The sequence below is a fragment of the Staphylococcus sp. HMSC062A01 genome, from assembly GCF_001836805.1.
Taxonomy (GTDB): domain Bacteria; phylum Bacillota; class Bacilli; order Staphylococcales; family Staphylococcaceae; genus Staphylococcus; species Staphylococcus haemolyticus.
The window spans coordinates 91,859-100,924 of sequence record NZ_KV830621.1 but is presented as its reverse complement, the minus strand read 5'-3'; the positions used below and the strand labels follow the sequence as shown (position 1 = coordinate 100,924).

8 protein-coding genes are annotated in these 9,066 nt (G+C 31.6%); all 8 read right to left on the bottom strand.

The window, feature by feature from the left end; translation table 11 throughout:
• Positions 1-150: 150 nt before the first annotated feature.
• The gene (locus tag HMPREF2715_RS05850; protein ID WP_070581631.1) at positions 151-1,128 is read right to left on the bottom strand and encodes an aromatic acid exporter family protein; all 978 of its coding nucleotides are present in this window, start codon (positions 1,126-1,128) and stop codon (positions 151-153) included.
• Positions 1,129-1,140: 12 nt separating this feature from the next.
• A complete protein-coding gene (brxB, locus tag HMPREF2715_RS05845; protein WP_070581629.1) occupies positions 1,141-1,578 on the bottom strand; it encodes a bacilliredoxin BrxB in 438 nt (145 codons plus the stop codon).
• A 102-nt stretch (positions 1,579-1,680) separates the two neighbouring features.
• A complete protein-coding gene (locus tag HMPREF2715_RS05840) occupies positions 1,681-3,009 on the bottom strand; it encodes a dihydrolipoamide acetyltransferase family protein (RefSeq protein WP_070581628.1) in 1,329 nt (442 codons plus the stop codon).
• A gap of 12 nt (positions 3,010-3,021) precedes the next feature.
• Positions 3,022-4,005 carry an alpha-ketoacid dehydrogenase subunit beta gene (locus HMPREF2715_RS05835; RefSeq protein WP_070442873.1) on the bottom strand — a complete coding sequence of 328 codons (984 nt, stop codon included), beginning with the start codon at positions 4,003-4,005 and terminating at the stop codon, positions 3,022-3,024.
• Entirely contained in the window at positions 3,998-4,999 is a 1,002-nt protein-coding gene (locus HMPREF2715_RS05830) for a thiamine pyrophosphate-dependent dehydrogenase E1 component subunit alpha (RefSeq protein WP_070442870.1), read from the bottom strand. The genes HMPREF2715_RS05835 and HMPREF2715_RS05830 overlap by 8 nt, the downstream gene beginning before the upstream one ends.
• Positions 5,000-5,016: 17 nt before the next feature.
• Positions 5,017-6,441: a dihydrolipoyl dehydrogenase gene (gene lpdA / locus HMPREF2715_RS05825; RefSeq protein WP_070581626.1), complete on the bottom strand. Its 1,425-nt coding sequence runs from the start codon at positions 6,439-6,441 to the stop codon at positions 5,017-5,019.
• 176 nt (positions 6,442-6,617) lie between these two features.
• A complete protein-coding gene (gene recN, locus HMPREF2715_RS05820; protein ID WP_070581624.1) occupies positions 6,618-8,303 on the bottom strand; it encodes a DNA repair protein RecN in 1,686 nt (561 codons plus the stop codon).
• 15 nt (positions 8,304-8,318) lie between these two features.
• Positions 8,319-8,771, bottom strand: coding sequence for a transcriptional regulator AhrC/ArgR (gene ahrC, locus HMPREF2715_RS05815; protein ID WP_037550574.1), 453 nt, complete (start codon positions 8,769-8,771; stop codon positions 8,319-8,321).
• Positions 8,772-9,066 lie beyond the last annotated feature (295 nt).

Here is a 9,066-nt window from a genome sequence, read left to right as displayed (position 1 = left end):
AAGACTACAGGCTGAAGCTGTCCCCTAAGAAAGCGAGCCAAGAATACGAAGTATTGTAAATAAAGAAGCCAGTAAATGAATTTATAAAAATTCATTTACTGGCTATTTTGCTAGGAATTATGTACCAGCCTTTTTTTATTTAATCACTAATTATATTTCATTGTGTAACCGTAGTGATCCAAATTGAGATTTAATGTTTAAATACTTTTCTAGTTCATTTAATATTTGCATCATACTTGAACGTGATTTTAAAGATTGATGAGATTTAGGAAGTGGTAATTCGTCTAGTGATAAACGGATTTCATACAGTGAATGTAATCGTAAAGCAGTATAATCATTACTATTTACGTTATTACCAATTTCTGACATTAAATGAGATACATCAGTCAGTAATGGATCATCGACAGTGACTTGATTTAATAACGGTTTAATTCTACGCAATAATTCAAGTTGTTCTTGTCTCATATCAAAATAGTGATAATATGAATTTTCATTTCTAATAAAATGATTTTTAACATCTCTAAATGCGATAGATTTGGCCTTTCGAATGTCTAATTGGAGTTTTTCGAAAGATAAAGTAAGATCATTATTATAATTTGAGCAAGCTTCGCTATATGTCATAAAGATTTCTTTAAAGCCTTTTTCTATATCTTTCTTAAAAGAAACTAATGTTTTGTCTAAACTTGGCATAATTAAATTCATAATGAATGCGATTCCTAGTCCAATAGTTAATAAGAGTAATTCATTAATGATTAAATGTAAATTAATCGTAGTTGCATTGAAAACATGTAATAATATAACACAACTAGTTACAACACCCTCTTGAACTTTCAACATAACAGTTATCGGAATAAATAATAATACAATTAATCCCAAAACAATCGCATTCTGACCTAATAAGCTAAAAACCAATGAACCAAACAGTAGAATTAGTATACAAGATACAAATCTTGATACGATAGCTTGTACTGAGTGAACTTTAGTATGTTTAATACATAATACAATGAGGATAGCACTTGATGCATAATTATCAAGCCCCATCCATTTAGCTAAAATAACACCTAATGTGATACCTACTGCTGTTTTAAGCGTTCTTAATCCAATCTTATAAGGATTTAACTTTAACATTAGTAAATCCTCTTATCTTTCGTTGCAATATTTATCAAATAGGCCTTGTAACTGATTAATAACATCCATTACATCATGACCTTCAATTTGATGACGTTCAATCATTTCAGTGATTTTACCATCTTTAATTAATGCAAATGATGGACTTGAAGGTGCATAACCCTCAAAATAGTCTCTAGCCTGTTGTGTAGCCGCTTTATCTTGTCCAGCAAATACTGTAACAAGTCTATCAGGTAGTTTATCATAGTGTAATGCATGTGATGCTGCTGGACGTGCAATTCCTCCCGCACATCCACAAACTGAATTAACCATTACTAATGAAGTACCATTTTGTTGTAATACTTTGTCAACTTCATCTGCAGTTGTTAATTGTTCATATCCCGCATTTTCAATTTCATTACGAGCTTGTTCAACCACGCCGTTCATATATAAATCAAAATTTAAATCCATTTTAATCACCTTTCAATCTTTTATTTATTCAATGCTATTCTACTAAATATAAGTGTTAGAGTTCAAACAGCTTGTCCATGGAATATGATATATCATTTTAAACTAGTAAATACTTGTATTTTCTATTGTGAATTGTTCAATACGTTCTTTAACTTGAGACATGAAGCGCCCTGTTTGAACACCATCAAGTATTCTATGATCAATCGAAATACACAAATTAACCATGCTTCTAATTGCAATCATATCATCAATAACTACTGGTTTTTTTACAATAGATTCTACTTGTAAAATCGCTGCTTGTGGATGATTTATAATTCCCATTGATGAAACGGATCCAAATGTACCGGTATTATTAACGGTAAATGTTCCACCAGACATATCTTCTTGGGATAATTGTTTGTTTCTTGCTTTAAGTGCTAGTTCATTTATCTCTCTAGCAATACCTTTGATTGATTTTTCATCAGCGTGTTTAATAACAGGAACATATAATTTATCTTCATCTGCTACAGCAATTGAAATATTAATATCTTTATGAAGAATAATTTCTTCTCCATCCCAGCTACTATTTAATAGTGGGTTTGATTTTAATGCTTCTGCAACAGCTTTTACAAAGAATGCAAAGAAAGTTAAATTATAACCTTCGTTCTGTTTGAACGAATTTTTATGATGATTTCTAGTTTTAACTAAGTTAGTTGCATCAACTTCAAGCATCATCCAACCATGTGGGATTTCAGTTACACTTGTCACCATGTTTTGAGCTATTGCTTTACGAACACCTTTGACTGGTATAGATTGACCAATTTGACTCTGATTAGAATCCACGTTGGATTTCGTATGTTCAAAACTAGATTGTGAATTGTTATTTATTTCAGGTTCCTGATGACTTGAATTAATATAATTTTCAATATCTTTTTTAGTCACACGTCCTTCGAAACCTGTGCCAGGAACTAATGATAAATCAATATCATTTTCAGATGCAATTTTAAAAACTACTGGTGAATATCGACCGTTATTAAGTAAAGATGCTTGTGTATGTGCATTTGTTTTAACAGAATGATGAACTTCTTTATCAGAAGTATTTTTTGAAGCCGATGCTGACGTTTCGACTGTTAAAGTATCATTACCATTTATATTTAAATTTGTTGAATCCTTAACGGTTTCAATATCGATATTTTTAGTGTTGGTAGAATTATCTGTTTCAGAAGTTTCAATTTTACAAATAACATGATCTATTTGAACGGTTTCACCTTCTGAAACTAAAATTTCAGTGATAGTACCAGAAACAGTTGAAGGTACTTCAGCAGTTACTTTATCAGTAATTACTTCACATAAGGGTTCATATTCATCAACATAGTCACCCACTGAAATAAGCCATTGCTCAATAGTACCTTCATGAACACTTTCGCCTAGTTTTGGCATTTTTATATCCATAACTTTTCCTCCTTAAAATTGTGCAAGTTCTCGCATTTTTTCTAAGATTTTATCAGGATTCATCATAACTTCATTTTCAAGATTAGGAGAAAATGGCATTGAAGGAACATCTGGTCCAGCTAATCTCATAATAGGTGCATCAAGTTCAAATAAACAGTTTTCAGCTATGATTGCAGAGACTTCTGACATGACACTGCCCTCAAGATTATCTTCTGTTACTAATAAAATCTTGCCATTCATTTTAGCACGTTCAATAATTGTTTCTTTATCTAGAGGATAAACAGTTCTCAAATCAACTATTTCAACACTAATACCATCTGCTGCTAAAATATCAGCAGCTTGCATACAATAATTTACACACAAACCATATGTAAATACAGTTATGTCATTCCCTTCACGTTTTACATCAGCTTTTCCAAGAGGAACTGTATAATAATCTTCTGGCACTTCTTCTTTCAAGAAGCGATATGCTTTTTTATGTTCAAAGAATAATACTGGATCATTTGACTCAATAGAGGATAATAATAATCCTTTAGCATCATAAGGAGATGAAGGTATGACAATAGTTAGCCCCGGTGTAGACGCAAAGATGCTCTCGATACTTTGAGAATGATATAAACCACCATGTACCCCACCACCAAAGGGTGCTCTGATTGTGATAGGACATTGCCAGTCATTATTTGAACGATAGCGCATTTTAGCTGCTTCACTAATAATTTGATTAACTGCTGGAAGTATAAAATCTGCGAATTGAATTTCTGCAATTGGTCGTTTACCAATCATTGCTGCTCCAATAGCAGTCCCTACAATATTAGATTCAGCCAAAGGTGTATCTATTACTCTTTCAACACCATATTTGTCTTGAAGACCTCTAGTTGCACCAAAAACGCCACCTTTACGTCCTACATCTTCACCTAATATAAATACGTTATTATCATGTTCCATGGCTAGGTCTTGCGCTTGTTGTATTGCTTCAATATAACTCATTTTACTCATTGCCCATACCTCCTTCTGGGTCATAAACAAATTGATATGTTTCTTCTACAGATGGATATGGCGCTTTTTCTGCATCTTTAGTGGCTTTATTAATAATTTCTTTATGCTCTTGCTCTATATTGTCTAACCATTCTTGATTAATAATCTCTTTTTCTAATAAATAATCTTTAAATTTAAGGTTACAATCAAAAGTTTTTAATGCTTCTCTTTCTTTTTTCGTACGATATGTATCATCATCATCTGAAGAATGTGGTGTCATACGATGTGTTATAGCTTCAATTAGAGTGGCACCCTCACCATTTAGTGCACGTTCTCTAGCATCTTTCATAGCTTTATACATTGCTATCGGATCATCCCCATCTACTGTCTCACCATATATGCCATATCCTAAGGCTCTATCAGAAAGTTTTTCTGCGGCGTATTGTAATGTATTAGGCACAGATATCGCATATTTATTATTGATGATGACACAAACAAATGGTAATTTATGAACGCCTGCAAAGTTTAAACCCTCATGAAAATCTCCTTGATTTGAACTTCCCTCACCGACAGTTGCCGTAGCAATATTTGGTTTTTTATCCATTTTTAAAGCTAATGCAGCTCCAACTGAATGTGGTATTTGTGTAGCAACTGGAGAACTTTGTGATAATATGCCCTTTTCACGATGACTAAAATGGGAGGGCATTTGTTTTCCTCCAGAATTAATATCATCTTTTTTTCCAAATGAAGCTAGCATTGTATCATATGGAGAAATCCCCATAAAAGTAACAAATGCTAAATCTCTATAATATGGAGATGAAATATCTCCTTCTTTCATAGCGTATGCCATTCCTATTTGTGTAGCCTCTTGTCCTTGTCCACTAACAACAAATGGAATTTTACCTGCGCGGTTTAATAACCATAATCGTTCATCTACTTTTCTACCTAAATCCATCCATTTATAGATTTCTTTAAGGTCTTCTTCTGAAAGTCCGACAGATTTATAATCAATCATCTTTTATGTTCCTCCTGTTAAACGTTTATTGCTCTATTTTCTACTTTCAATCCCAATTCCATAAGTACTTCTGATATAGAAGGATGTGCATGTGTTGTCAGACCTAACTCAATTGCTGAACCATTCATAAATTGCAATAAAGAGGCTTCGTTGATTAATTCAGTAACCTGAGGACCTATCATATTAATACCGATAATTTCATTAGTTTCATCATTAATTATCATTTCACAAAATCCTCTGTCATTAGTAGTTTCCTCTATAACTGCTTTACCAATTGCATTAAAGCTTACTTTAAATGATTTGGTTTTAATGTTTTTGGCTTCGGCTGATTCTTTATTGTAACCAATTGAAGCAACTTCTGGGTGTGTATATATGCATTTCGGCATCTTGTCATAATTTAGAGGTAGGCCATTGCCATTAAACATGTGTTCAACAGCAAGTATTGCCTCTTTAGAAGATACATGTGCTAATTGAAGCTTACCTATGCAATCACCTGCAGCATAAATATGCTTATCTTCGGTTTGTAAAAAGTCATTAACAAGTATATTACCGTTATCATCAGTTTTAATTTTAGTATTATTTAATCCTATATCATCAGTATTAGGCTTGCGACCAATTGATACTAAAACTTTTTCTACTTCTATAGTTTTATCTTTATTTACTTGTATAGTTACAGAATTAGAGTTGACTGTAACTGCAGATTCATTTAAAGCGCAATTTTCATAGAACGTTACTCCTCTTGCTATAAGTGATGTTTTTAGAAAATTTGCAATTTGAGCACTCTCATTAGGCAAGATTCGTTCGCCAGCCTCTATCACACTAACATTTACACCTAAGTCAATTAATAAAGAAGCAAATTCAAGACCTATCACTCCACCGCCAATGATTGCTATGCTTGCAGGTAAATCTGTGAATTGCAATATGTCATTACTAGATAGAACTGTATTGTGATTGAAAGGCAAGAATGGTAATTGAGTTGGTAGTGAACCTGTAGCTATCAATACATTCTGATTAGGTAATAATTCAGATTCTCCATTATCATATTCAACTGAAATGGTACCACTTTGAGGTGAGAAAATAGATGTCCCCATAATTCTACCTTTGCCATTAAATATATCTATGTGATTTTTCTGCATTAAACTTTCAATACCTTGATGCATTTGATTAACAATTTTGTCTTTACGTTTCATCATAGATTTTAAGTCAAATGAATATTGACCAACATTCACTCCAAAATGAACTGAATCTTTAACTGTTCTTAAAATTTCAGCAGATTTTAATAAAGCTTTTGTAGGAATACATCCTTTGTGAAGACAAGTGCCACCCAACAAAGATTTCTCTACTATAGCTACTTTTTTACCTAATTGTGATGCTCGAATTGCCGCTACATAACCAGCGGTTCCTCCACCTAAGATGACTAGGTCATATTGCTTTTCACTCATAATTTTACTCCTAACTTGCTTTGCGATTGGATTTAATAACGTTAATCTGTAAGTGACTTTAAATTTTAAATGAATTTAGTAACTCAATGAGTAGGTTACATATAAAATTAAAATATTCATTTTATAATGTTAATATTTATTTTACAGCAATTATAAATATTAATAAATTCAATGAATTACTTACTACTTTTTCTTTGATTTTGGCTAATCATTTCTTTTGCATTTTCTTTAGTTAATTTAGTAACACTAGCACCAGAAATCATTCGTGCGATTTCATCAATTTTATCATCATTTTCTAATTCTTTAACTTGAGTTGTTGTACGATCATCATTGGATGCTTTACTAATTAATAAATGATGATTACTCATAGATGCAACTTGTGGTAAGTGCGAAATACATATTACTTGAATATATTCAGCTATATCTCTCATTTTTTCAGCCATTTTTTGAGCAGCTTGTCCTGACACTCCTGAATCTACCTCATCAAATAAAATTGCAGTTTGTCCCCTTGATTGTACAAAAATACTTTTTAGGGCTAGCATAATACGAGACAACTCACCGCCAGATGCAATTTTATTTAAACTTTTGAGTGGTTCCCCTTTATTAGGACTGATTAAAAACTCTACAAATTCTATACCATCAATTGTTGGTTTATCTAATAATTGGAATGAAATTTCTAAATTAGCATCTTTCATTTGTAAATTTTGTATTTCAGAAACGATATGATCTCTTAATGTTCGAGCTACTGAACGACGCTCTCTAGATAACACTTTGCCTTTTGACATCACTTCATTATATAATTGACTAATTTCCTCACGTAATTGTGATGTACTTTCTTCATAATTTTCGATTTTGGCTATTTCATTTTGAAGCTTATCTTTGTATGTAATTAATTCATAAATGTCTTTGCCATATTTCCTTTTAAGATTGTTTAATAAATTCATTCTTGATTCTAGCTCATTAAGCATTTGCTCATCAAATTCAGTGTTTGACATTTCATCATATAACTCGTGCTTAGCATCTTCAAGCGTGTAATAAAATTGATCAATATCCTCTTTTAATTTACTAAATTTATCAGGCAAAATATCATCTATAGATTCTAAATGATTACTTAATTCATATAGTCTATCTGTAATTGCATGCTCATCAGTCAAGGTAACATGCGCATTATTAAGCGCCATGCTTAGTTTTTCGGAATTTTGAATTCTACGTATATCGACTTCTAATTGCTCAATTTCGCCCTCTTTTAAAGAAGCTTCTTCTAATTCTTCATATTGAAATTTCATTAAATCCAAACGTTGAAGTAATGCTTGGTCTGCAGACTCTAATTCTTCTAATTCCTTTGTTTTACTTTTATATTGATTAAACACATTTTGATATTTTTCTTTAGTTGATAAATACTTGTCTTCTGCATAATCATCTAATAATTTTAAATGATACTTCTGTTTAAGAAGTGTCTGTGTTTCATGTTGACCATGAATATCTAATAGTTCTTGCATAACTTTTCGCAAATCTTGAAGCGTAACAATTTGATTATTCAATCTACAAATACTTTTACCAGTGCTAAATATTTCTCTTTTTACTAATAAGAAGTCCTCGTCGATTTCTATATCAAGATTATGAAGTATATGAATAACATCTTTATTTTCATCTATATCAAATATGCCTTCAATAATCGCTTTCTTTTCACCATGTCGAACATAATCTGATGATGCACGCATTCCAATTAACTGGCCAATCGCATCTATGATGATTGATTTACCTGAACCCGTTTCACCACTTAGAACTGTTAATCCATCTGAAAAATGAATTTCTAATTCATCAATAATTGCAAATTGTTTTATTGATAAGGTTTGTAACATGAATTCATCGCATCCTTATAATAAATTGAAAATTCTTGTTTTAATTGTATTACTTGCGTCTTCATCTTTACAAATTAAAAGGCAAGTATCATCACCACATATAGTACCGAGAACTTCATCCCAATCGATTTGGTCTAGTATAGCGCCAATAGATTGAGCGTTACCAGGTAAGGTTTTTAAGACGAGTAGATTACCTGTACCTTCTATATTCACAAATGAGTCCATGAGATAACGACCCAATTTTTCTAATGGATGGTATTTTCGATCATTAGGCAAGCTATATACATACTGACCTGATGTTGCAGGAACTTTGATTAACTGTAATTCTTTAATATCACGTGATACGGTAGCTTGCGTAACATTAAGGTCGTATTCATTAAGACGTTTTACTAGTTCGTCTTGAGTTTCTATTTGTTCGCTTGAGATAATTTCTCTAATCTTTATGTGTCTCACAGATTTTTTTGCCATTATGAACACTCCTATTTTCGAATAATTATACAATAATTTTAACACATCATTTTTTTTACTACTACTATTGTTATTATGCATACTTAACTGATAACTCAATAATCGTAAATTGTTTTATTTAAATACTAATAGGTACAATTAGTTAATTTGTATTGAAAAAATGTATAAACGAATAAATAAATATGTAAACTAAAATTAGGATATAAATGTAATACCACAATTTAAAATAGTGTACTAAAACACCCTTCAACGCCAGTTTTTAAACAGTAGCTTTGAAGGGTTAATATTAATGATA